This window comes from Janibacter sp. Soil728 (assembly GCF_001428305.1).
Classification (GTDB): domain Bacteria; phylum Actinomycetota; class Actinomycetes; order Actinomycetales; family Dermatophilaceae; genus Janibacter.
Genome location: NZ_LMRZ01000006.1, coordinates 145,759 through 168,752, shown reverse-complemented (window position 1 = coordinate 168,752; position 22,994 = coordinate 145,759). Strand labels below are relative to the sequence as shown.

Annotated in this window: 24 protein-coding genes; 12 read left to right on the top strand and 12 right to left on the bottom strand. The window is 70.1% G+C overall.

The window, feature by feature from the left end; translation table 11 throughout:
• Positions 1-21: 21 nt before the first annotated feature.
• Positions 22-591 carry an ArsR/SmtB family transcription factor gene (locus ASG73_RS14045; RefSeq protein WP_055996522.1) on the bottom strand — a complete coding sequence of 190 codons (570 nt, stop codon included), beginning with the start codon at positions 589-591 and terminating at the stop codon, positions 22-24.
• Positions 592-827: 236 nt separating this feature from the next.
• Here ASG73_RS14045 and rplM point away from each other — a divergent pair, with 236 nt between their 5' ends.
• Entirely contained in the window at positions 828-1,271 is a 444-nt protein-coding gene (rplM, locus tag ASG73_RS14040; protein WP_055996519.1) for a 50S ribosomal protein L13, read from the top strand.
• A 29-nt stretch (positions 1,272-1,300) separates the two neighbouring features.
• Positions 1,301-1,816 carry a 30S ribosomal protein S9 gene (gene rpsI, locus ASG73_RS14035; protein WP_055996516.1) on the top strand — a complete coding sequence of 172 codons (516 nt, stop codon included), beginning with the start codon at positions 1,301-1,303 and terminating at the stop codon, positions 1,814-1,816.
• A 211-nt stretch (positions 1,817-2,027) separates the two neighbouring features.
• Here the strand turns inward: rpsI and ASG73_RS14030 are convergent, their stop codons facing one another.
• Positions 2,028-3,167, bottom strand: coding sequence for a glutamate--cysteine ligase (locus ASG73_RS14030; RefSeq protein ID WP_156466307.1), 1,140 nt, complete (start codon positions 3,165-3,167; stop codon positions 2,028-2,030).
• A gap of 116 nt (positions 3,168-3,283) precedes the next feature.
• On the opposite strand from ASG73_RS14030, the gene glmM reads away from it, so the two are divergent.
• Positions 3,284-4,633: a phosphoglucosamine mutase gene (gene glmM, locus ASG73_RS14025; RefSeq protein ID WP_055996510.1), complete on the top strand. Its 1,350-nt coding sequence runs from the start codon at positions 3,284-3,286 to the stop codon at positions 4,631-4,633.
• An 84-nt stretch (positions 4,634-4,717) separates the two neighbouring features.
• On the opposite strand, the gene ASG73_RS14020 is transcribed toward glmM, so the two are convergent.
• From ASG73_RS14020 to ASG73_RS14010, 3 genes are read right to left on the bottom strand one after another with little or no spacing between them, the layout of a single operon-like run.
• Positions 4,718-5,071: a nuclear transport factor 2 family protein gene (locus ASG73_RS14020; RefSeq protein WP_055996507.1), complete on the bottom strand. Its 354-nt coding sequence runs from the start codon at positions 5,069-5,071 to the stop codon at positions 4,718-4,720.
• Positions 5,068-6,138 (bottom strand): Glu/Leu/Phe/Val dehydrogenase dimerization domain-containing protein, encoded by a 1,071-nt coding sequence (locus ASG73_RS14015; protein ID WP_055996504.1) that lies wholly within the window; start codon positions 6,136-6,138, stop codon positions 5,068-5,070. Before ASG73_RS14015 ends, ASG73_RS14020 begins: the two co-directional genes overlap by 4 nt.
• A gap of 52 nt (positions 6,139-6,190) precedes the next feature.
• On the bottom strand, positions 6,191-6,706 hold the full coding sequence (locus ASG73_RS14010; RefSeq protein WP_055996501.1) for a beta-class carbonic anhydrase: 516 nt from the start codon (positions 6,704-6,706) through the stop codon (positions 6,191-6,193).
• Between the two features lie 181 nt (positions 6,707-6,887).
• Here ASG73_RS14010 and ASG73_RS14005 point away from each other — a divergent pair, with 181 nt between their 5' ends.
• The 4 genes from ASG73_RS14005 to ASG73_RS13990 are packed head-to-tail and all read left to right on the top strand — an operon-like array spanning position 6,888 to position 11,342.
• Positions 6,888-8,255: an extracellular solute-binding protein gene (locus ASG73_RS14005; protein WP_327077495.1), complete on the top strand. Its 1,368-nt coding sequence runs from the start codon at positions 6,888-6,890 to the stop codon at positions 8,253-8,255.
• A complete protein-coding gene (locus tag ASG73_RS14000; RefSeq protein WP_055996497.1) occupies positions 8,252-9,199 on the top strand; it encodes a carbohydrate ABC transporter permease in 948 nt (315 codons plus the stop codon). Before ASG73_RS14005 ends, ASG73_RS14000 begins: the two co-directional genes overlap by 4 nt.
• A 16-nt stretch (positions 9,200-9,215) precedes the next feature.
• Positions 9,216-10,058: a carbohydrate ABC transporter permease gene (locus ASG73_RS13995; RefSeq protein ID WP_442905395.1), complete on the top strand. Its 843-nt coding sequence runs from the start codon at positions 9,216-9,218 to the stop codon at positions 10,056-10,058.
• Between the two features lie 33 nt (positions 10,059-10,091).
• Complete coding sequence (locus tag ASG73_RS13990; protein WP_055996491.1) at positions 10,092-11,342, top strand: ABC transporter ATP-binding protein; 1,251 nt, start codon at positions 10,092-10,094, stop codon at positions 11,340-11,342.
• Between the two features lie 62 nt (positions 11,343-11,404).
• Here the strand turns inward: ASG73_RS13990 and ASG73_RS13985 are convergent, their stop codons facing one another.
• The gene (locus tag ASG73_RS13985) at positions 11,405-12,352 is read right to left on the bottom strand and encodes a carbohydrate kinase family protein (RefSeq protein WP_055996488.1); all 948 of its coding nucleotides are present in this window, start codon (positions 12,350-12,352) and stop codon (positions 11,405-11,407) included.
• Between the two features lie 5 nt (positions 12,353-12,357).
• A complete protein-coding gene (gene glpX / locus ASG73_RS13980) occupies positions 12,358-13,374 on the bottom strand; it encodes a class II fructose-bisphosphatase (protein WP_055996485.1) in 1,017 nt (338 codons plus the stop codon).
• Between the two features lie 79 nt (positions 13,375-13,453).
• Between glpX and ASG73_RS13975 the strand changes: the two genes are divergently transcribed.
• Positions 13,454-14,137 carry a DUF4245 domain-containing protein gene (locus ASG73_RS13975; protein ID WP_055996482.1) on the top strand — a complete coding sequence of 228 codons (684 nt, stop codon included), beginning with the start codon at positions 13,454-13,456 and terminating at the stop codon, positions 14,135-14,137.
• Between the two features lie 86 nt (positions 14,138-14,223).
• On the opposite strand, the gene ASG73_RS13970 is transcribed toward ASG73_RS13975, so the two are convergent.
• The 4 genes from ASG73_RS13970 to ASG73_RS17630 form a co-directional block, all read right to left on the bottom strand.
• Positions 14,224-14,634, bottom strand: coding sequence for an NUDIX domain-containing protein (locus ASG73_RS13970; RefSeq protein WP_055996479.1), 411 nt, complete (start codon positions 14,632-14,634; stop codon positions 14,224-14,226).
• The gene (locus ASG73_RS13965; RefSeq protein WP_055996477.1) at positions 14,627-14,854 is read right to left on the bottom strand and encodes an exodeoxyribonuclease VII small subunit; all 228 of its coding nucleotides are present in this window, start codon (positions 14,852-14,854) and stop codon (positions 14,627-14,629) included. Before ASG73_RS13965 ends, ASG73_RS13970 begins: the two co-directional genes overlap by 8 nt.
• A 135-nt stretch (positions 14,855-14,989) precedes the next feature.
• On the bottom strand, positions 14,990-16,222 hold the full coding sequence (gene xseA, locus ASG73_RS13960) for an exodeoxyribonuclease VII large subunit (protein ID WP_055996475.1): 1,233 nt from the start codon (positions 16,220-16,222) through the stop codon (positions 14,990-14,992).
• 116 nt (positions 16,223-16,338) lie between these two features.
• Complete coding sequence (locus ASG73_RS17630) at positions 16,339-17,094, bottom strand: hypothetical protein (RefSeq protein ID WP_156466306.1); 756 nt, start codon at positions 17,092-17,094, stop codon at positions 16,339-16,341.
• 163 nt (positions 17,095-17,257) lie between these two features.
• Here ASG73_RS17630 and ASG73_RS13950 point away from each other — a divergent pair, with 163 nt between their 5' ends.
• From ASG73_RS13950 to ASG73_RS13940, 3 genes are all read left to right on the top strand, one after another.
• On the top strand, positions 17,258-18,310 hold the full coding sequence (locus tag ASG73_RS13950) for a 4-hydroxy-3-methylbut-2-enyl diphosphate reductase (protein ID WP_055996472.1): 1,053 nt from the start codon (positions 17,258-17,260) through the stop codon (positions 18,308-18,310).
• A gap of 109 nt (positions 18,311-18,419) precedes the next feature.
• Entirely contained in the window at positions 18,420-19,895 is a 1,476-nt protein-coding gene (locus tag ASG73_RS13945) for an MFS transporter (protein WP_082567266.1), read from the top strand.
• Positions 19,896-19,906: 11 nt separating this feature from the next.
• On the top strand, positions 19,907-20,473 hold the full coding sequence (locus tag ASG73_RS13940; RefSeq protein ID WP_055996466.1) for a universal stress protein: 567 nt from the start codon (positions 19,907-19,909) through the stop codon (positions 20,471-20,473).
• A 25-nt stretch (positions 20,474-20,498) separates the two neighbouring features.
• Here the strand turns inward: ASG73_RS13940 and ASG73_RS13935 are convergent, their stop codons facing one another.
• Positions 20,499-21,239, bottom strand: a complete 741-nt coding sequence (locus ASG73_RS13935; RefSeq protein WP_055996463.1) for an IclR family transcriptional regulator — start codon at positions 21,237-21,239, stop codon at positions 20,499-20,501.
• A gap of 80 nt (positions 21,240-21,319) precedes the next feature.
• On the opposite strand from ASG73_RS13935, the gene hutH reads away from it, so the two are divergent.
• A complete protein-coding gene (gene hutH / locus ASG73_RS13930) occupies positions 21,320-22,876 on the top strand; it encodes a histidine ammonia-lyase (RefSeq protein ID WP_055996460.1) in 1,557 nt (518 codons plus the stop codon).
• Positions 22,877-22,994: the final 118 nt, after the last annotated feature.

Here is a 22,994-nt window from a genome sequence, read left to right as displayed (position 1 = left end):
GCCTAGGTCCGTGGTGAGGACCTACGACCGCCGAGGAAGGGGGGTGAGCGCCACGACCGCGGTCACGCGCCGTGCTCCGGGTGTGCCCGCCCCGCGTCGCCGGTACCGGTCGAGCACCGCGCCCAGCTCCGTGCGCAGGGCCGCCAGCTGCGTCTCGTCGACGAGCACCTCGCGGTCGTCGATCCCGCACTCCTCCTGCCACACCAGCGGCCAGGCGACCTGGGCATCGATCCAGCTGTGCTGGCGCTGCGCGTGGTGGTCGACCACGTCATGGGCCAGCCAGAGCGCGTCGGCGAGCTCGTCGGCGTCGTCGATGGCGCTGACGGCGACCGAGGTGTCCACGCCGTCCCGCTCGTCCGCCTGGGCCGCGGCCCACACGCGTGAGCGCCCGTCACCCAGGCCGGTGTCCTCGACCAGTCCCGCCTGCGCGAGGACGCGCGCGTGGTAGCTCGTGGCGCCGGTGTTGGTGCCCAACGCGCGGGCGAGCTCCGCGGCGGTCGAGCCCCCGTGCAGGCGCAGGTGGGCCAGGATGCGGGAGCGAAGGGGGTGGGCCAGCAGCCGCCAGGTCGCCGTCTGGGGGGTCTCGGTCACCCGCCCACGATTGCACAAGTATTGTGCAATCGCCACGACTGCCGATGGGAGGGCGTGGCCGGGCCGCCGCTGATCCCCGGATTGTCAACGGTTGTGGGGGCTCTTGGCCGATTTCTGTGACCTCTGCGGTCTTCCGTAGAATGGATCCCAGCGGCGCCCCGTCCACGAGGACGAGCGGCGCCACCTCTTCGCTCCCGAAGGGGTCAGTCATCACGACGAGCAGTAAGGCTTCACACATGCGTACGTACACCCCCAAGGGCGGTGACATCACCCGTCAGTGGCACATCATCGACGCCACGGACGTCGTGCTCGGCCGCCTTGCGAGCCAGACCGCCATCCTGCTGCGCGGCAAGCACAAGACGACCTTCGCCCCCCACGTGGACATGGGTGACTTCGTCATCATCATCAACGCGGACAAGATTGCGCTCACCGGCTCCAAGGCCACCAAGAAGCTCTCTTACCGTCACTCGGGCTTCCCGGGCGGTCTGTCCTCGATGAACTACACCGAGATGCTGGCCAAGCACCCGACCCGCGCGGTCGAGAAGGCCATCCAGGGCATGCTCCCGCGCAACACCCTCGGTCGCCAGCAGCTGAGCAAGCTGAAGGTCTACGTCGGCACCGAGCACCCGCACGCAGCTCAGCAGCCCACCCCCTACACGATCTCGCAGGTCGCGCAGTAAGCGCGGCGAGAAGAAACTGAGGCAATATCGTGGCTGACACCACCGACAACACTGAGGTCCTCGAGGGCGACGAGCCCGAGCTGAGCTCCTACACCTCCGAGTCCGACGGCCCCGTCGCCGACTCCACCGACGAGCCCGTGCGTCGCCCCTCGGCCTCCGCCCCCGGCGCAGCCACCGGCCGCCGCAAGCAGGCCATCGCCCGCGTCCGGATCGTCCCGGGCACCGGCGAGTGGAAGGTCAACGGCCGCACGCTCGAGGAGTACTTCCCGAACAAGGTCCACCAGCAGATCGTCAACGAGCCCTTCACCGTGCTCGAGCTCGACGGTGCCTACGACGTGCTCGTGCGCGTCCACGGCGGTGGCCCCTCCGGTCAGGCCGGCGCAGTGCGCCTCGGCGTGGCTCGTTCGCTCAACGGAGTCGACGAGGAGCTGAACCGCGCCACGCTGAAGAAGGCCGGCTTCCTCACCCGTGACGCCCGCGTCCCGGAGCGCAAGAAGGCTGGTCTCAAGAAGGCCCGCAAGGCGCCGCAGTACAGCAAGCGCTGATCTCAGCCACACGCTGGTCTGGGTCCCACGTTCGCGTGGGCGGAGCTTGCGCAGCAAGCGTCTCGAGAACACGAAGGGCGGTGCTCACCTCACGGTGGGTACCGCCCTTCGTCATGTCCGGACGCTGCGCCCTCCCGGGTGGAAGGGGGCTCGCTGAGCAATCGTCCGCGGGTTCACCTCCACCCCGGAGGGGTCAGGCGCGGGAGAGGGGTCAGGCTCGGGGGAGGGGGCGCCCGGCGCGCATCTCGGCGACGAGCGAGCGGGTCACCTCGACCAGGTCGCCACCGTGCGCTGCGGCCACGGCCTCCTGACGCTGATAGCTCGCGCCCGCCGAGATGATGTCCGCGACGGCAGCCAGCTCGTCGCTGCAGCCGAGTCGACGGGCGATGGGCGCGAGGCGTTCGAGCAGGTCGTGCAGCTCGTCGGTGACGAGGCGTTCGCGGTTGCGGCCGTCGAGGATGATGATCGCGTCCATGCCGTAGCGGGCGGCGCGCCACTTGTTCTCCTGCACGTGCCACGGGGGGAGCGTCGGGATCGTGCCACCGTCGGTCAGGCGGTCGTCGAGGTGCACGAGCAAGCACTGGGTGAGCGCGGTGAGCGCCCCGATCTCGTGGAGCGTCGGCACCCCGTCGCAGACCCGGACCTCGAGGGTGCCCAGGTGGGGAGCAGGGCGCAGGTCCCACCGCACCTCCTTGAGCTCGTCGATGACGCCGGTGACGAGCAGGTCGTCGACATAGCGCTCGTACTGCGCCCAGGTGTCGAACTGGAAGGGCAGCCCGGCCGTCGGCAGCTGCTGGAACATCTGCGCCCGGTTGCTGGCGTAGTCCGTCGGCACGCCTCCCCACCAGGGCGAGGACGCGGAGAGGGCCTGCAGGTGCGGCGCGTAGGTGAGCATGCCGGAGAGCAGCGGCAGGATCTTGTCGCGGTGGGTGACACCGATGTGCGTGTGCACCCCGTAGATGACCATCTGCCGGCCCCACCAGCGGGTGCGGTCGATGAGGGTGGCGTAGCGCTCGCCCTCGCTGACCTGCTGCGACTCCCACCGGGCGAAGGGGTGGGTGCCGGCGCTCATCAGCTCCAGACCGAGACCGTCGGTGATCCCCCTCAACCGCGAGAGGCTCTCCGACAGGTCGGCGACGACCTCGGGCACGTCGTGGCAGATGCCGGTGACGATCTCGACGGTGTTGGTCAGCAGCTCCCGGTGGACCTTGGGCGCCAGGCTCTCGTCCGCCGTGAGCGGCTCGACGACGCTCTCGGCGAGCGGGACGAGGTCGAGGGTCTGCCGGTCGACGAGGGCGATCTCCCACTCGACACCCAAGGTGGGCCCGTCAGACGGGCTGAACTCGATCATGATGGCCTCTCGACGCCCCTACCTGCGGTGTCACAGCCTAACCAGCCGGTATCGTCACTGGCGCCCGTCCCACATGCGACATGCGGACGGGTCCCAAACGGAAGGTTGCATGATCCATGTCCCGACTCTTCGGCACCGACGGTGTCCGTGGCCTCGCCAACGGCGAGACCATCACTGCTGACTTCGCGCTGCGCCTCGCCCAGGCCGCGGCCGGTGTCCTGCGCGATCCTGAGGGCACCGAGGGCCGCCGCCCCGTGGCCGTCGTCGGACGTGACCCGAGGGCGTCGGGCGAGTTCCTGTCGGCGGCGGTCGTCGCCGGTCTGGCGAGCAGCGGCATCGACGTGCTCGACGCCGGCGTCGTGCCGACCCCGGCCGTCGCCTTCCTCACCTCAGAGGTGCACGCCGACTTCGGTGTGATGCTCTCCGCGTCGCACAACGCGATGCCGGACAACGGCATCAAGTTCTTCGCCAGTGGTGGGCACAAGCTGCCCGACGCCGTCGAGGACACCATCGAGGCCGCGATGGACGACGCACCGACGCGCCCGACCGGTGTCGACGTCGGTCGCGTGACGCTGATGGATGACGCCGGCACGCGCTATGTGCGTCACCTCCTCGACGCCGTGGAGCCGCGGCTCGAGGGCCTGACCCTGGTCATCGACGCCGCCCACGGGGCCGCGAGCGAGGTCTCTCCGGAGGTCTTCCGCCTGGCCGGGGCCACGGTGCACGTCATCGGCGCCCGGCCCGACGGTCTCAACATCAACGACGGGGTCGGCTCGACCCACCTCGGCCCGCTCAAGGAGGCTGTCGTGACCCACGGCGCCGACCTCGGCATCGCGCACGACGGCGACGCCGACCGGTGCCTCGCGGTCGACGCCGAGGGCAACGAGATCGACGGGGACCAGATCATGGCGATCCTGGCCGTCGCGCTCAAGGACCACGGTGAGCTCGTGGAGAACACCCTCGTCGCCACGGTCATGAGCAACCTCGGCCTGCTGCGTGCCATGGAGGCCGCGGGGATCCATGTCGTGCAGGCCGGCGTGGGTGACCGCTATGTCCTCGAGGAGATGCGCAGGGGCGGCTTCAGCCTCGGCGGCGAGCAGTCCGGCCACGTCATCCTCTCCGAGCACGCGACGACCGGCGACGGTGTCCTCACCGGCCTCATGCTCGCCGCTCGCGTCGCCGAGACCGGTCGCACGATCGCGGACCTCGGCACGGCCATGACCCGCATGCCGCAGGTCCTCATCAACGTCCAGGGCGTCGACAAGAACCGCGTCGACGGCGACGAGGGCGTACAGGCTGCCGTCTCCGAGGTCGCGACCGCGCTGGGTGACCGGGGGCGGGTCCTGCTGCGCAGGTCGGGCACCGAGCCGGTCGTGCGCGTCATGGTCGAGGCCGACACCCACGAGCGCGCCCAGGAGTCTGCCGAGCGCCTCTCCGTCGTCGTCAAGGAGCGCCTCGCCCTCTGAGTCGCCCCCCCTTCGCATCTCCTTGAGGTCGTGCGCCCTGTTGCGGTACGACCTCAAGGAGATGTGATGTTCGACTGCCCCGGGTCACACGGCCGGGGTGTCGAAGAAGGAGCGCCGGGTGATCGCCCGGTCCTGCTCGTCGAGCACCCAGAAGTCGGCGAAGCCGACCTGGACGGCGCGGCCGTCCTTGTGCGTGCCGACGAAGCGTCCGTGCACCGCGACACGGTGCCCGTCGGCGACCATCTCGACCAGCTCGTGCTGGCCGTCGGCGATCACGCGCTCGCCGGCGTAGAAGGCGGTGAGGGCCGCCCGTCCTGCCATCGGCTCGTACCCGGGGCGGTGGTAGACCGCGTCGTCGGCGAAGCACCCCACGACCCCGTCGACGTCCCCGGCGTCGACGAGCTCGTAGTAGCGGCGCACCGCAGCCTCGGCGCTCATGCGGAGACCTCGCGACCCAGGGCTGCGGAGGCCCGCTGCAGGGCGGCGGCGAGCGGGGTGATGCCCTGCTCCTGCGCGGTGACGAGCAGGCCCGTGACGCGCTCGCCGATGCGGTCGACGGCCGCGAGGGTCTCCTGGTCGCTCCAGCCGACGACCCCGCCGTGCACCTGGATGACGCCGCCGGCATTGGCGACGAAGTCGGGCACGAAGGTGATGCCGGCCTCGCGCAGTGCCTCGGCGCAACCGGGCTCGTCGAGGGTGTCGTTGGCCGCGCCGGCGATGATGCGGGCGGGGACACGGGCGATGTTGTCGCGGGTGACCACGCGCGCGATGGCGCACGGGGCGAAGACGTCGGCGTCGTGGAAGGGCGCCTCGTCGGCGGCGACCGTCGCGCCGCCCAGCTCGTCGGCGAGCTCCTGCGCGCGGGCCGAGTCGACGTCCGCGACGGTCAGCCGCGCGCCGTCGGCCCTGGCCAGTCGAGCGACCTCTGCGCCGACGCTGCCGACGCCCTGGACGACCACGTGGAGGTCGGCCAGGCCCCCTTCGCCGTGGTGGTGCACCGCTGCTGCCTTCATGGCCGCGTAGACGCCGCGAGCGGTGAAGGGGGAGGGGCTCACCTCGTCGCAGAAGGCCCGCGCTCCGCCGTCGTCGCGGATGGTCTGCATGTCCTCCAGCAGGGTCCCCATGTCGACGCCGGGCACGTAGTAGCCAGCGGTCCGGGCGATCATCTCGCCGAAGCGGGCGAAGAGTGCGCGCCGCTCGGGGGAGCCGGGAGCAGGGACGGGTCGCTCGAGCATGACGACGGACTTGGCGCCGCCGTAGGGCAGCTCGGCCAGCGCGTGCTTGAGGGTCATGGCAGCGGCCAGGCGCTGGGCCTCGCGTGCGGCGGCCTCGGTGGACGGGTAGGCGCGGAAGCGCACCCCGCCGAATCCGGGGCCGAGAGTCGTGTCGTCGATCGCGATGACGGCACGCAGTCCGACGCGGTCGTCGCGGCAGGTGATCGTCTGCTCGGTCGCCCAGGGTTCGGCGATGGAGTCGGACGGGACAGGGGCAGTGACTGTAGTCATCCGCCCATGGTGACAGGGGTCGTGTGACCCCCGTCACCGGGGTGGGGTCGGCTCAGAACTTCTGGTCGAGCAGGCCGGTGTCGACGTCGTAGACGAAGCCGCCGACCTTGGCGCGGCCGGCGATGAGCGGGTGCGTGCGCACGGCCGCGATGTCCTGACGCAGGGCGTCGAGCTGGTCGCTGACGACGTGGAAGCCCTGCCAGGAGGCGTCCTGGCCCGCGGAGTCGCCGACCTTGGCGCGGAACTCGTCCTCGGTCGCGCTACCCATCGCGCAGCGGGTGTGCGGGATGACGAGGATGCGCTCGACCTTGAGCAGGTGGACGCCGAGGATGAGGGCCTCGAGCGCGGCGGTGGTGATGCGGCCGCCCGGGTTGCGGAAGATCTTGGCGTCGCCGGGCTTGAGACCGAGCATGCCGAGCGGGTCGATGCGGCTGTCCATGCAGGTCACGATGGCGACGCCCGCCTGGGCGATCCCGTCGAAGCCGCTGAGAGCGAAGCTCTCGGAGAAGGTCTGGTTGGCCGCCAGGAGATCGGCGAAGTCCTCAGGGGCGGAGGGAGTTGCGGGCATCAGGGTCCTTTCGGGGGGTGGGTCCTTTCACAGTAGACCCGGCCCGTCGGCCCCCTTCGTCGACGTCCGTGAGCCGCCGGTCACGCAGCGCCGGCCCCCGCCGTCGATCACAAACGGGTCCCGACACGAACTCGCCACCGCGCAAACGTGGCGCAGGCCACATTCGCGGTGTAGACAGACCGTGGGAGGCGACGTCGGCGACCCCGTCCACGTCGTGGCCTCGGACGAAGGGAGCGACGTGGAGACACGACGACGACGGCGGATCGCCTTCTTGGCGGCCGCGGCGACTGCCGCCAGCCTCGGTCTGGCGGCCTGCGGTGACGGTGGCACGGGCGACAGCGCGTCCCAGCTCACCTGGTACATCAACCCCGACGGTGGTGGCTCCGACCCTGCGGGCGGCGGTCAGGCGCAGCTGGCCAAGGAGTGCTCCGACGCCTCCGGTGGCGCGTACACGATCGGTGTCCAGCTCCTGCCCAACAGCGCGAGCGACCAGCGCCAGCAGCTCCTGCGGCGTCTGGCGTCCAAGGACACGGGCGTCGACATCATGTCGATCGACCCGGTCTTCGTCGCGGAGTTCGCCGAGGCCGGGTTCCTCGCCAAGGTGCCGGCCGACAAGAAGTCCGAGCTCAGCAAGGACGCGGTCGAGCCGGCGGTGACCAACGCGAGCTGGAAGGGCGAGATGTACGCGGCCCCCTTCTGGGCCAACACGCAGCTCCTCTGGTACCGCAAGTCCGTCGCCAAGAAGGCCGGCCTCGACATGACCAAGCCGGTCAGCTGGGACCAGGTCATCAAGGCGGCCAAGAAGACCGACACCGACATCGGCGTGCAGGCCTCGCGCTACGAGGGGTACATGGTGTGGATCAACGCCCTCGTCGAGGGCGGCGGTGGCCACATCGTCGAGAACCCGGGCGCCGACGGCAAGGACCTGAAGTTCGGTCTCGAGTCCGAGGGTGGCAAGAAGGCCGCGGCGATCATCCAGTCCGTCTCCGACGAGGGAGTCGGCGGCCCGGCCCTCGGTTCGACGGACGAGACGACGACGCTCGACATGTTCCAGAACGAGCGGGCCGGCTTCATGGTCAACTGGCCCTACGTCTACGCGGCGCTCAAGGGCGCCGAGGTTCCCTGGCTGAGCGACCTCGCCTGGACCCGCTACCCGCAGACCACGGCGGGCACCGAGTCCAAGCCGCCGTTGGGCGGTATCGAGATGGGGGTCGCGTCCTCCTCGACGAAGCAGGACAAGGCCTGGGACGCCGTGTCCTGCCTGACCTCCAAGGAGAGCCAGAAGGCCTACATGCTCGGCACCGGCAACCCGGCCGCCCGCACGTCCGTCTACGACGACCCCGAGATCAAGAAGGACTTCCCGATGGCGGCGCTCATCCGTGAGTCCCTCGACGCCAGCGGTCCGCGACCGCTCACCCAGTACTACGGCGACGTCTCGAGCGGCATCCAGCGCGAGTACAGCCCGCCGGGTGCGGTCAACCCGTCGACGACGCCGGAGCAGACGACCAATCTGCTCCAGGACGTGCTGAAGGGAGATGCGTTGTTGTGAGTACCGTGACCGACTCCCCGAAGACCCCCACGACGAAGGGGGGCAAGCCCCGCCTGTCCGACCGGGCCAAGGCCGAGCAACGCCTTGGCTGGAAGCTGGCGATGCCGGCCTTCGTCGTCATGCTCCTCGTCACCGCCTACCCGATCCTGCAGGCGGTGTGGAACAGCTTCTTCAACTACCGGCTCACCGACCCCGCCAACAAGGAGTTCGTGGGGCTCAACAACTACATCGTCTCCTTCAGCGACTCCGTCTTCTGGAGCGCGATGTGGGCGACGGTGATCATCACGATCATCACCGTGGTCGTCGAGCTCGTCCTCGGCTTCATCATCGCCCTGGTGATGCACCGGATCGTCCTGCCGCGGCGCACCCTGCGCACGGTGGTGCTCATCCCCTACTCGATCATCACCGTCGTCTCCGGTTTCACCTGGCTCTTCATGTACCAGACCGACACCGGCTTCGTGAACCGCTGGACCAACTGGATCCCCGGCGTCAGCGACAACTACGACTGGTTCGGCAGCTTCTGGCCCTCGATCTTCGTCATCTGCCTGTCGGAGATCTGGAAGACGACCCCCTTCATGTCGCTGCTCCTGCTGGCCGGGCTGGCCCAGGTGGACTCGTCCATGGAGGAGGCCGCCAAGGTCGACGGAGCGTCCTGGGTCCAGGTGCTCTACAAGGTGATCCTGCCCAACATGAAGCCGGCCATCATGGTGGCGCTGCTCTTCCGCACCCTCGATGCCTTCCGGATCTTCGACAACATCTTCATCATGACCGGAGGCGCCAACGGGACGAACTCGCTGTCGGGACTCATCTATCGACAGACCATCGACCGGACAGAGATCGGGCTCGGCTCTGCACTGTCGGTGATCCTCTTCCTCTGCGTGCTCGTCATCGCGGCGGTGTTCGTCCGAGGATTCAAGGTCGATCTCACGCAGGGGAGGAACTGACATGGCCAAGGAGTCGATGAAGGGCACGGGCCTGTGGACCACGCTCGCCGTCCCGATCATGGTCTGGACCGTCCTGCCGCTGCTGTGGATGCTCTCGCTCTCCCTCAAGAGCGCTGACACCCTGGCCGACCCGGACTCGGCGTACTTCGGCAACTTCTGGCCGAAGGAACCGACGCTGGACAACTACCGGCTGATCTTCACCGGTGGGGCGAGCGATCTCTTCATGCCGGCGCTGCGCAACTCGCTCATCGTCTGCGTGGTCGCGACCTTCATCTCCGTCGTGCTCGCGATGTTCTGCGCCTACGCGATCTCCCGGCTGGAGTTCCGCGGCAAGAAGATGATCCTCACGACGGCGCTCGCGGTGAGCTTCTTCCCCGTGGTCGCCATGGTGACGCCCCTCTTCGAGGTGTGGAGCAAGACCGGGCTCTTCGACACCATCCCCGGCCTGGTCATCCCGTACCTCGCGCTGACCCTGCCGTTGTCGATCTGGACGATGTCCGCCTTCTTCCAGCAGATCCCGTGGGAGATGGAGCAGGCGGCTCAGGTCGACGGTGCGAGCAGCTGGCAGGCCTTCCGCAAGGTGATCATCCCGCTGGCCACCCCCGGCGTCTTCACGACCGCGATCATCACCTTCTTCACCGCGTGGAACGACTTCGTCTTCGCGATCTCGCTGACCTCCGACCAGGCGCGCACGGTCCCCGCCGCGCTCGCCTTCTTCACCGGAGCCAGCCAGTTCGAGCAGCCGACGGGCGCGATCATGGCGGCCTCGGTCGTCGTCACCATTCCCGTCGTGATCCTCGTGCTGATCTTCCAGCGCCGGATCGTCGCCGGTCTGACCTCGGGCGCAGTCAAGGGCTGACCCCCGCCTTCACGATGAACTGGAGAAACTCCCATGGCTGAGATCACCCTCAACAACCTCGTCAAGAAGTACGGGGACGGCTTCCCGGCGGTCAACGACGTGAGCCTGGACATCAGGGACGGCGAGTTCATGATCTTCGTCGGCCCCTCCGGGTGCGGCAAGTCGACCCTGCTGCGCATGGTCGTCGGGCTGGAGGACATCACGAGCGGCGAGCTGCTCATCGACGGCAAGGAGGTCAACGACCTCTCGCCGAAGGACCGCAACCTGTCGATGGTCTTCCAGAACTACGCCCTCTACCCGCACCTGACGGTCTACGAGAACATCGCCTTCCCCCTTCGCCTCTCCAAGGGGAAGTTCACCAACGACGAGATCGACTCCAAGGTGCGCATGGCCAGCACGATGCTGGAGCTGGACGAGCACCTCGAGCGCAAGCCGGCGAACCTCTCGGGTGGCCAGCGCCAGCGCGTGGCGATGGGCAGGGCGATCGTGCGCGAGGCGGACGCCTTCCTCTTCGACGAGCCGTTGTCCAACCTCGACGCCAAGCTGCGTGGGCAGATGCGCACGGAGATCGCCCGCATGCAGCGCCGGATGGGCACGACGACGATCTACGTGACGCATGACCAGACCGAGGCCCTCACCCTCGGTGACCGCGTCTCGGTGCTGAAGAAGGGGGTGCTGCAGCAGTGCGCCAGTCCCCGCGAGCTCTACGACCAGCCGGTCAACCTCTTCGTCGCCGGGTTCATCGGCACGCCGCCGATGAACTTCCTGCCCGCGCAGGTCGAGGGCGACGAGCTGGTGCTGCCCTTCTGCCGCGTCCCCATGCCGGCTGCCGTGCGGGAGCGCGCCAGCGGCAAGGACCTGCTCATCGTCGGGATCCGGCCGGAGCACATCAAGGACGCCGACCTGGGTGATGTCCCGGCCAACGGAGTGCGCTTCGAGGCGCCCGTGGACCAGGCGGAGTGGCTCGGCAACGAGCAGTACGCCTACATCCCCTTCACCGTCGAGGGTGCCGTCAAGGACAAGCTCGACGAGCTCGACAAGGAGCTTGACGGTGAGGGCATGCGCACCCAGATGGTCGTCAACCTCGATCCGCGCTCGCGGGTGCGTGAGGGCGATGACGCCAACTTCGTCTTCGATCCCGACACCATGCACGTCTTCGACCCGGAGTCGGGCGACTGCCTGACCCGTGATGATGCCAAGGCGGCCGAGCTCGCCCAGCAGTCCGAGGAGGACCGGCAGCGGGCCCTCGAGCGGGCCCGGGCGCGCGAGACGCAGAGCGCGTGAACCACGCTCCCTGAGGAGCGTGCGGAGCACGCACCTCGACGTGCCCCCGAGCCGCGCCGACCCTAGAGGTCGGCGCGGCTCGGTGGTTGGGCGCCGGCCCGGGTGACGGTGAAGGCCGAGGCGTCGACGGCGCGCTGGATCGCGGGGGAGAGTGCCTGACCGCGAGAGCGGTGCAGCCGGGCCTTGGCGTCCGAGCGGCCGAGGAGGCCGGCGTCGATGAGGCCCGAGAGGAGGCCGGACATGAAGGCGTCGCCCGCGCCGACGGTGTCGACGACCTCGACGGCTCGTCCCGGCAGGGTGACGAGCCGGCCCGAAGGGAGGATGGCCATCGCTCCGCGTGGACCGAGCGTGCACACGGCCAGCGCCGGGCCGAGCGCGCACCAGGACCGCAGCTGGTCGGCCAGCTCGTCATCGTCGAGGGAGCGGCCCGCCAGCCACTGCAGGTCCTCGTCGCTCGCCTTGACGACGTCGCTGACGGCGATGCGACGCTCGACCTCGGTGACCGCCGTCTCGCGGCCGGGGAAGAGGTCCGGGCGCACATTGGGGTCGTAGGAGACCGTGTGGCCCCGGGCCGCGCCGGCCATGGCGGACAGCACGTCGACCCCACCGGGACGCATCAGGGCACCGATCGAGCCCGTGTGCAGGTGGCCGGGCACCTCGGGCAGCTCGGGCACCCGCCAGGCGATGTCGAAGGAGTATGACGCGGACCCCGCGGCGTCGAGGGTGGCGGTGGCCGTGGACGTGTCGAGCGCGGTGTCGCTGCCCGGCGTGAGCACGACGCCCGCCTGCGCGAGGTGTTCCCCGATCGCGGCACCCCGGGCGTCGCGGGCGATGTGCGTGGCCAGGCTCACGGGGTGCCCGAGTCGCGCCAGGCCCACCGCGACATTGAGCGGGCTGCCGCCGACGTGCTCCTCGCGCCCCCCGTCCGACCTCTCGACGATGTCGACGAGGGACTCGCCGATCACCAGCGTGGAGGCCGGGGCGGGGGAGCGGCGGAGCAGGCCCGGCATCGGACTCAGGCGCTCTGCTGGGGGAAGAGCCTCTGGACCTTGGTGAGGTTGTGGTGCGCCTCGACGACCCGGATCGTCCCGGACTTGCTGCGCATGACGAGCGACTCGGTGGTCGCGCCGCCGGCGCGGTAGCGCACCCCGCGCAGCAGCTCACCGTCGGTGATGCCGGTGGCGACGAAGTAGCAGTTGTCCGTCGCCACGAGGTCGTCGGTGGTCAGGACCCGGTCGAGGTCGTGTCCCTCGTCGATGGCGTGCTGGCGCTCCTCGTCGTCGCGGGGCCACAGCCGGCCCTGGATGACGCCGCCGAGGCACTTGATCGCGCAGGCGGTGATGATCCCCTCGGGGGTACCGCCGACGCCGAGGAGCAGGTCGATGCCGGTGCCCGGACGGGCGGCCATGATCGCGCCGGCGACGTCGCCGTCGGAGATGAAGCGGATGCGAGCGCCCGCGGCGCGCACCTGCTCGGCGAGCTCGTGGTGACGGGGCCGGTCGAGGATGATGACGGTGACGTCCTCGGGCTGCTCGCTCTTGGCCTTGGCGATCCGCCGGATGTTCTCTGCGACGGGCAGGCGGATGTCGACGACATCGGCCGCCTCAGGGCCGGTGACGAGCTTGTCCATGTAGAAGACGGCGCTCGGGTCGTACATCGAGCCGCGGTCCGCGACGGCGAGGACGGAGACCGCGTTGGTCATCCCCTTCGCCGTCAGGGTCGTGCCGTCGATCGGGTCGACCGCCACGTCGCAGGCCGGACCCTCGCCGTCGCCGACCTGCTCGCCGTTGAAGAGCATCGGGGCCTCGTCCTTCTCGCCCTCGCCGATGATGACGGTGCCGTCCATCCGGACGCTGGAGATCATCGAGCGCATGGCGTCGACGGCCGCGCCGTCCGCGGTGTTCTTGTCACCACGGCCGACCCACCGGCCGCCGGCCAGAGCCGCTGCCTCGGTGACCCGGACCAGCTCCATCGCGAGGTTGCGGTCGGGGTGCATGACCCCGGCGCTCGGGCTGGACTGGGAATCGGTCATGGCTCTCCTCGCGTGGCAACGTGCTCGTCGGGCCAGAGCCTATCTGGCGCACCCATCCGCGCGTGCGACCATGTCACCCATGAGTTCTGCCCCCGGCGACCAGGCCGAGACCGCACCCAGTCCCGCCCCTCGACGCGAGCCCACGCCCGCTGAGCTGGCGGCGCAGCAGGGTGTGCCCGCCCGCGGAGCCAGCCACTACGCCAAGGGCAGCGCGGCCAACATGGCCCGCTCCATGGCCGTGATCGTCGCGATCGCGCTCGGACTCTTCTTCATCGCCGGACGGCCCAACAGCACGACACCGCAGTCCATCGACGTCCCCGGGACGGCTCAGTTCCGCGCCCAGCAGGCCGGTCAGCCCTTCGCCTACCCGCGGGCGCTCCCCGACGGCTGGGCGGCCACCAATGTGCGCTATGTGCGCTCCAAGGGCGATGTCATGGTCTGGAATGCCGGCTACACCACCCCCGACGGCCAGTACGTCTCGGTGCAGCAGGCTCTCGATCCGGGCCAGGGGTGGCTCGACACCCAGACCAACAACGGCGTGCGTGTCGGCACCCTCACCACCAAGGACGGTCGGGTCTGGGCCAAGCGCGACCGCGAGGGCAAGGTCCAGCGCAGCCTGGTCAACGTCCCCAAGGACTCCACGACGCTGACGACGCTGGTCACCGGGACGGGATCGTGGGCCCAGCTCGAGGACTTCGCCAACCGGCTGACCCCTGCCGAGGTGACCAAGGCCAGCCCGAGCCCCAGCTCGAACCCGAGCTGAGCCCGAGCTCCCGACCGTTGGTCTGCATTCCCCTATGGCAATGCAGACGAACGTCTGCATTGCCATAGGGGAATGCAGACGAGCGGTCAGGCCGTGGTGAGGGCGGCGGCGACGAGATCGCGCAGGGCGGGGTGTGCCAGGCGCAGGGCGGCCAGCTCGTCCAGGCGGAACCACCGCAGGTCGTCGTGCTCCTCGGGCGCGAGGTTGGTCGGCCTGCCCGACCACGCCTCGATGACGAAGGCGTGCAGCTCGAGATCGTCGATGCGGGTCGTCAGCGCGAGCCGGGCGCTGGTCACGGCGACGCCGATCTCCTCGTGGCACTCCCGTACGAGCGCCTGCTCGGGCGACTCACCGGTCTCGATGTGGCCGCCCACGGCGTCCCAGCAGTCGGGGTAGTTCTGCCGCTCGGGATGGCGGTGGCCGAGCAGGACCCGGCCGTCCGCGACGAGGAGGCCAGCGGCGACCCGGTACACCTGCCCGGCCACCACCTCAGCCATCCTGGGAGTCGGACCCGTCCTCGGGCGACAGGCTCGCCTCCGCCTTGTCCAGCCAGGACTCGCAGTGCACGGCGAGGGCCTCGCCCCGCTGCCACAGCTGCATCGACTCCTCGAGGCCGGCCTGCCCCCCTTCGAGGCGGGCGACGAGCTCGATGAGCTCCTGCCGTGCCTCCTCGTAGCCGAGGTCGGCGACGTCGGTCTGCTCCTGCTCATCTGCCATGGCGCCCACTCTAGGTGCGTATCGCTGCGGGTCCGGGCTCGGCGCAGGCACCGGCAGCGCCGGTCGTGGGTGATGCAGTGCTCGTCGGAGGCAGCGCCGTGCCCGACGGTGGGCGGGCGGCACCGGCTCAGTCCCTCAGGAGTCGGTGACGCGGACCGCGAAGTCGCCGTCGGCCACGGTCACCCGCAGCAGGTCCTCGATGGCCAGCCCCTCCCGGGAGGCGATGACCTCGCCCTCGGGACGCTGGACGATCGCGTAGCCCCGCTCGAGCGTCGAGGCGGGGGAGAGGACCCGCGCTTGGGTGCGCAGGTGGCCGATCCGGTCGCGTTCGCGGTGCAGCCGCGCCTCGACCCGCCCGTGCGCCCGACGCCGCAGTGACTCGACGACCTCGCGCTGGGCACGGACGAAGGCGGTGCGGTCGGCCAGGACCGGCCGGCTCGTCAGGTGGACCAGCCCGCGACGCTCGCGCTCGACCAGGCCCGCGAGCGCGGCGCGTGCCCGGGCACGCGAGTCGACGACCCCCGCGCGCTCCGCAGCAGCATCGGGGCAGACGAGCTTGGCGGCATCGGTGGGGGTCGAGGCGCGCACGTCGGCCACGAGGTCGAGGATCGGGGTGTCGACGTCGTGACCGATCGCGCTGACCACCGGTGTGCGGGCCTCGGACACGGCACGCACCATCGTCTCGTTGCTGAAGGGCAGCAGGTCCTCCACGGACCCACCGCCCCGGGTGACGATGATGACGTCGACGTCAGCCATCGCGTCGAGCTCGCGGATGGCCGCGGTCACCTCGGTCACCGCGGTCGGCCCCTGCACGGCGACCTGCTTGATGGTGAAGGGCAGGCCTGGCCAGCGGCGGTGCGCGTTCTCCACGACGTCCCGCTCGGCGGCGCTGGCCCGACCGCAGACGAGCCCGACCCGGCGGGGGAGGAAGGGGAGGGGCCGTTTGCGCGAGGTGTCGAAGAGGCCCTCGGAGCGCAGGTTCTGCTTGAGGTACTCGATGCGGGCCAGCAGCTCGCCGACGCCGACGGGGCGGATCTGGCGCACGTCCATCGACAGCGACCCGCGCTGGGTCCAGTAGCTCGGCTTGGCCTGCACGACGACCCGGGCGCCCTCGCCGAGGGGTGCGGCCATCGCGTCGAGGGCGTTGACCCGGACCATGCACGACAACGACATGTCGACGTCGGGGTCACGCAGCGTCAGCCACGCGGTGCGGGCCCCCGGGCGGCGGGTGAGCTGGACGACCTGCCCCTCGACCCAGGTGACCGACATCTTGTCGACGTAGTCGGCGATCTTCATGCTGAGCAGCCGGACCGGCCACGGCTGCTCGGCGGTGGTGTCCGCGGCCTTGTCGGGCAGGGGCGAGGTCATGGGATCAGCGTACGAGGCACCCCCGACCTCGCTGGGTGCGAGTCGGGGGTGCCTGGTGCCGGGCACCTGCTGCCCGGTGGTGCCTCGGGGCGTCAGGGCCCTGGGGTGTGCGTCGGTCAGGGCGTCGGGACGGTCCCTGCCGGGCAGTTGACGACGTAGTCCCACGCGGTTCCGGACGGGCCGGTGACGACGACCGTCACCTGGGTGCTGGTGCCCGCAGGCACGGTGACGGTGGCGGACCCGGTCCCCTCGTTGATGGCGTCGCCGACCACTCCTGTGTCATGCAGCAGGACGCCCTCGTAGAAGACCTGGAACTGGTCGGGCACGTTCTGCGCCTCCCACGCGAAGAGGAAGGACGTGGGCCCGGCCGCGCCGATCTCGTGGACCGTGGTGGTCACGCCGGAGCCACCCGCGGTCGTGGACTGGTTGCAGTTCTGCACCGGCGTCGGGTCCACCGTGGTCACGGAGACCAGGACGAGGTACGAGATGTCCTGGGCCACTCCCTGCTTGTTGGTGCTGGCGCTCACGCCCGACGTCCCGGTGCCGTCGTGGGCCAGGGTGGCCGACTTGATGCACCAGGTCGCGCCGTCGAGGGTCAGGTCGGGGTCGCCGCTCTCGAGGGAGAAGCTCGCCCCGGTGATGGTGACGAGGACGTCCATCATGGCGCCCGTCCGGGTGTCCGTGACGCTGACCGTCGTCGGGTTGACGAAGTCGTCGTCGACCTCGATCTTGGTGGCGGTCGTGTGGTCGGTGCAGTGCTGCGTTGCGGCATCCGCCGATGGCGCAACGGAGATGACGTAGGCGAGGACCAGGGCGAGGGCCAAAAGCAGCCCCGCCCCGGTCCGTATGGTCGTGTGCTCGGGCTGGTGCATGGTGGCCTCTCCCCAGGCTCCCGACATCGGTGTCGGGAGATCAGTCCGAGTCTCGCGGCCGGGAGGGGCGGGGGACAGCGGTGAGAAGTGCCCATTGACACGGCACTGGCGGCGTGCTGCACGGGGTCAGGGCCCGTACAGGCCGCTCGCCTACCATGGGGGCATGAGCACCACTACGTCCCTGTCCTCCGACTCCGACGCCCAGCACGGCGCCAAGCGCGTCCTGCTCGCGGCCCCCCGCGGCTACTGCGCAGGGGTGGACCGAGCCGTCGTCACCGTCGAGAAGGCCCTCGAGCTCTATGGCCCTCCGGTGTATGTGCGCAAGGAGATCGTCCACAACAAGCACGTCGTGACCACCCTCGAGGGGATGGGCGCGATCTTCGTCGAGGAGACCGACGAGGTCCCAGAGGGTGCCACCGTCGTCTTCTCCGCGCACGGCGTGGCGCCCGTCGTCCACGAGGAGGCCAAGGCGCTCAGCCTCAAGACGATCGACGCGACCTGCCCCCTGGTCACCAAGGTGCACCGTGAGGCCGTGCGGTTCGCCGACGACGACTTCGACATCCTGCTCATCGGCCACGAGGGCCACGAGGAGGTCGTCGGGACCTCCGGTGAGGCTCCCGAGCACATCACCCTCGTCGAGGGCCCGGACGATGTCGCCAATGTCGAGGTGCGCGACCCCGACAAGGTCGTGTGGCTCTCCCAGACGACCCTCTCCGTCGACGAGACGATGGAGACCGTGCGGCGTCTGCGGGAGAAGTTCCCCAAGCTGCAAAATCCTCCGAGCGATGACATCTGCTACGCGACGCAGAACCGTCAGCTGGCGGTGAAGCAGATGGCCAAGGACTGCGACCTCATGCTCGTCGTCGGCTCGCGCAACTCCTCCAACTCGGTCCGTCTCGTCGAGGTGGCGATCGAGCACGGCTCCCGCGACGGGCACCTCGTCGACTATGCCGACGAGATCGACGAGGCCTGGCTCGAGGGCGTGCAGACCGTCGGAGTCACCTCCGGTGCATCCGTGCCCGAGATCCTCGTACGGGGAGTGCTCGACTACCTGGCGGAGCGTGGCTACGGCGATGTCCGGCCGATCACCGCGGCCGAGGAGAGCCTCCTCTTCTCCCTGCCCAAGGAGCTGCGCAAGGACCTCAAGGCAGCGGGCATGGACGACAAGATGAAGCACGACGCCGGCTCTCTCGCGGACGCGGGCCAGCTGCACTGACGCAGGCTCCCCCCTTCGTCCGACGAAGGGGGGTGGGCCGTGCATCATCGTCCTCGCCTCGGGTAGGACGTCCTCAGGGCGCCACCGGCGCCGGGAGGGCGGTGCCGAGATGAGCGCGACGGACGTGGCAGAGGACAAGCCGATCAGGAGCCTGATCCCGGCTCGCATGCACGACATGCCGTGGTCCAGGTTCCACTGGATGGTGATCCTCGGTCTGGGCACGGCATGGATCCTCGACGGTCTCGAGGTCCAGATCGTGGCCGCCGGGGGCTTCGAGAAGTCGCTCGGCATGTCCTCGGCGGACGTGGGCCTCGCCGGGACGGTCTACCTCGTCGGTCAGGTGACCGGCGCGCTCCTCTTCGGCCGCATGACCGACACCCTCGGGCGCAAGAAGCTGTTCACGATGACCCTGGCGCTGTATCTCGTCGCCTCGGGCCTGGCGGCCTTCTCCCCCAACATGTGGGTCTTCCTCGCCCTTCGCTTCGTCGCCGGAGCGGGCATCGGCGGCGAGTACTCGGCCATCAACTCCGCGATCGACGAGCTCATCCCCGGGAAGTTCCGTGGGCGGGTCGATCTGGCCATCAACGGCACCTACTGGTTCGGCGCCGGCATGGGTGCCTTCGCCAGCTACTGGCTGCTCAACCCCGACATCGTCGGGGAGAACCTCGGCTGGCGGATCGCCTTCCTCGTCGGCCCCGTCCTCGGTCTCGGCATCATCTACCTGCGCCGGCACATCCCCGAGAGCCCGCGGTGGCTGGTCACCCACGGCAGGTTCGACGACGCCGAGGAGATCATCTCCGGCATCGAGGACGAGGTCCGGGCGAAGGGGGACGCGCTCCCCGATCTCGACGAGGAGCGCGACGGCATGTGGATCAAGGCCCGCGAGGGCCTGACCCCCAAGCAGCTCGCCTACGTCTTCTTCAAGAAGTACCCGACGCGCACCGTGCTCGGCGCGACGCTGATGATCACGCAGAGCTTCCTCTACAACGCGATCTTCTTCACCTACTCGCTCGTGCTGCAGAACTTCTACGACAAGACGGCGTCGAGCGCCGCGGTGTACTTCTTCCCCTTCGCCGTCGGCAACCTGCTCGGACCACTGCTCCTGGGTCCCCTCTTCGACACCGTCGGTCGTCGCAAGATGATCGGGGGGTGCTATGCCTTCGCCGCGATCGTGCTCACCATCTCCGCGTTCCTCTTCAACGCCGACATGCTGAGCGCGGGAACGCACACCGCCTTCTGGTGCGTCGCCTTCTTCTTCGCCTCGGCCGGAGCCTCGGCCGGGTACCTCACGGTCTCGGAGATCTTCCCGCTCGAGGTGCGTGGCCAGGCGATCTCCTACTTCTTCGCGGTGGCGCAGATCTTCGGTGCCATCGGGCCGGTCTTCTACGGCTGGCTCATCGGTGACGGCAGCGACCGGGCCCCGATGTTCTGGGGCTATCTCATCGCCTCCGGGATCATGATGATCGGCGCGCTCGTCGCGGCGGTCTGGGGCGTCGACGCAGAGGGCAAGTCGCTCGAGGAGATCGCGCCCCCGCTCACCAGCTACGACGACCAGGGCAACGAGACCGTCAACCTGCCGGTCTGAGGAGGCATCAGATGAGCGCTGGATCCCACCCCTACACCGTCGTCGTCGGCGTCAGCACGACGTCGCGCTCCCCGGCCGCCCTGCGCTGGGCCGCTGCGCAGGTCGCCCTCAACCAGGGCCGCCTCGTGGCCGTGCGCGCGTGGAAGATGCCGGCGTCCGCCGGCTCCACGTCCGGGGTCATCGCGGCCACGCCGCCGCGCGAGAGCGATGTCGTCACGTCGCTGGAGCGCTCGCTGGCCGCGGACGTCGCCGAGATCCTCGGCCCCGACCACGGTGCGGAGCTGCGCCTCGTGCGTGGCGGTCATCGCAAGGTGCTCCTCGACGCGGCGCAGGACGCGGACCTGCTCGTCATCGACACCCCGCGGCGGCTCACCGGCGAGCCGCTCTTCGCCCAGCGCCTGCTCGAGGGCGCCACCTGCCCGGTGGTCGCGATGCCGCCGAGCCTCTCGGAGCAGCCGCCGGGCACGGTCGAGCGGGTCGGGCGCGCCATCGGGCGGGCAGCCGTCCGGTCTGCGGGGACCGCGGGCCGGCCCGGGTACCGCCCACCGATGGCGTCACCCACCGACGGCGCCCGCTAGAGGGTGCGCCGTTGGAGGGCGGCCGCTACAGCCGCGTGCTCACCAGCTCGGCCGTGCGCCGGGCCGCCTGCGCGAGGCGAGCCAGGCCCCCTTCGTCGACCCCGTCGTGGCGGAAGGTGATCGCCACCGCTGCCACGGGGTGGTCATCGCGGTCCAGGACCGCCGAGGCGACCGACGACAGGTCGGGGGAGACGCTCCCGCGTTCGAGGGCGTAGCCGCGAGCCCGCACGTCGACGAGCTCACGCCGCAGCGCTGACGGGGTGGCCGGACCGTCGGTGACCATGACCGAGGCCGAGGGGTAGAGCGCGGTGACCTGCCGCCGCGGCAGCGCTGCGAGCATCGCCAGGCCGCTGGCAGTCACCGTCGCGGGCAGGCGCACCCCGACGTCCGTGACGAGCGAAGGGCGGCCCGCTGCACGTTCTTCGATGACGTAGAGGACGTCCCGCCCGGACAGCACGGCCAGGTGGGCGTTGTGCGTCGTGCTGTCGACGAGCCGCTCGACGAGGGGGCGGGCGAGCCGCTGCAGCGGGTCCTGCCGCTGGTAGCCGGCACCGAGCTCGTGGACTGCGGCGCCGATCCCGTAGGTGCGCTCGTCCTCGTAGTGGACGACATAACCGTGCTCCACCAGGACGGCGAGCAGGTGGTAGGTGCTGCTGCGGGGCAGCCCGATGGCCCGCGCGAGATGGGCCGCGGGGATCGGCTCTGCGCGGCTGGCGAGGTGGGTCAGCGCCCGCAGGGCGTGCCCGGCGGCGGCGGCATTGGCCATGGGTCTCCTTGTCTCTCATCCAAGACACTAACGCCTGTGGAACGCTCCCGGGAGTGTGGCCGAGGGGGTTGCATGGGGTCATGAGCACCGACACCACCACCGTCGTCCTCGGCGACCGGCCCCTCACCATCGACGAGGTCGTCGCCGTCGCCCGCCACCACGCACCCGTCGCCATCAGCGATGCCGCCTGGGAGCGCGTGCGCACTGCCCGCACGGTCATCGAGGGGCTGGCGCAGGACACCGTGGCGCACTACGGGGTCTCGACCGGATTCGGGGCCCTGGCCACCACCCACATCCCGCTCGACAAGCGCGCCCGGCTGCAGCGATCGCTCGTGCGCAGCCACGCTGCCGGGGCCGGCCCCGAGGTGGAGGAAGAGGTCGTCCGCGCGCTCATGCTGTTGCGCGTGCAGACCCTCGCCACGGGCCGCACCGGCATTCGCGAGGAGACCCTGCGCCTCTACCTCGCCCTCCTCCAGCACGGCATCAGCCCCGTCGTGCACGAGTACGGCTCGCTCGGCTGCTCCGGCGACCTGTCACCGCTCAGCCACTGCGCCCTCACCCTCATGGGCGAAGGGAGGGTCCGCGTCGGTGGCGGCGACGAGGTCGATGCCGCCGCGGCGCTCGCCGAGGCCGGGCTGGCCCCTGTCGAGCTGCACGAGAAGGAGGGCCTGGCCCTCATCAACGGCACCGACGGGATGCTCGGCATGCTCTGCCTGGCCGTCCACGACCTGCGGCACCTGCTGGCGACGGCCGACATCGCCACCGCGATGAGCGTCGAGGGGCTGCTCGGCACCGATGACGTCTTCGCCGCCGACCTGCAGGCGCTGCGTCCGCAGCCCGGTCAGGCGCTGTCCGCTGCCAACATGCGAGCGGTCCTGTCCGACAGTCCGATCCGCGACAGCCACCGCGACCCGGCCGCCTGCACCCGCGTCCAGGACGCCTACTCGCTGCGCTGCGCACCGCAGGTCCACGGTGGCGCCCGCGACACCGTCGAGCACGCCGCGACGATTGCCGGGTACGAGCTGGCCGCGGCCATCGACAACCCCGTCGTCACCCCCGACGGGCGGGTCGAGTCCAATGGCAACTTCCACGGCGCACCGATCGCCTATGTCCTGGACTTCCTCGCGATCGTCGCCGCAGACGTGGCGAGCATGAGCGAGCGGCGCACCGACCGCTTCCTCGACGTCAAGCGCAGCAATGGCCTTCCTCCCTTCCTCGCGGAGGACCCCGGCACCGACTCCGGGCTGATGATCGCCCAGTACACCGCCGCCGGGATGGTCTCGGAGATGAAGCGCCTGGCCGCCCCCGCCAGCGTGGACTCGATCCCGAGCAGCGCCATGCAGGAGGACCACGTGTCGATGGGCTGGGGTGGCGCGCGCAAGCTGCGCCGCAGCGTCGACGCCCTCTCGCGGGTCATCGGCATCGAGCTCTACACCGCAGCGCGGGGGATCGCGCTGCGGACCCCCCTTCGTCCTGCGCCCGCAACCGCCGCCGTCATCGCCACGCTGACCGAGCACGGAGTCGGTGGCCCCGGGCCGGACCGCTTCACCTCGCCCGACCTGGCCGCCGCCCATCTCGCCGTCATCGACGGGTCCGTCCGCGCCGCGGCCGAGTCCGTGACGGGTCCACTGAACTAGTCCAGAGCATCGCCCCTTCGAGACGGTCGCTTCGCGACCTCCTCAGGGAGCGTGAAGAGAATGCGCGACCTCCGCAGGGAGCGTGAAGAGAATGCGCGACCTCCTCAGGGAGCGTGAA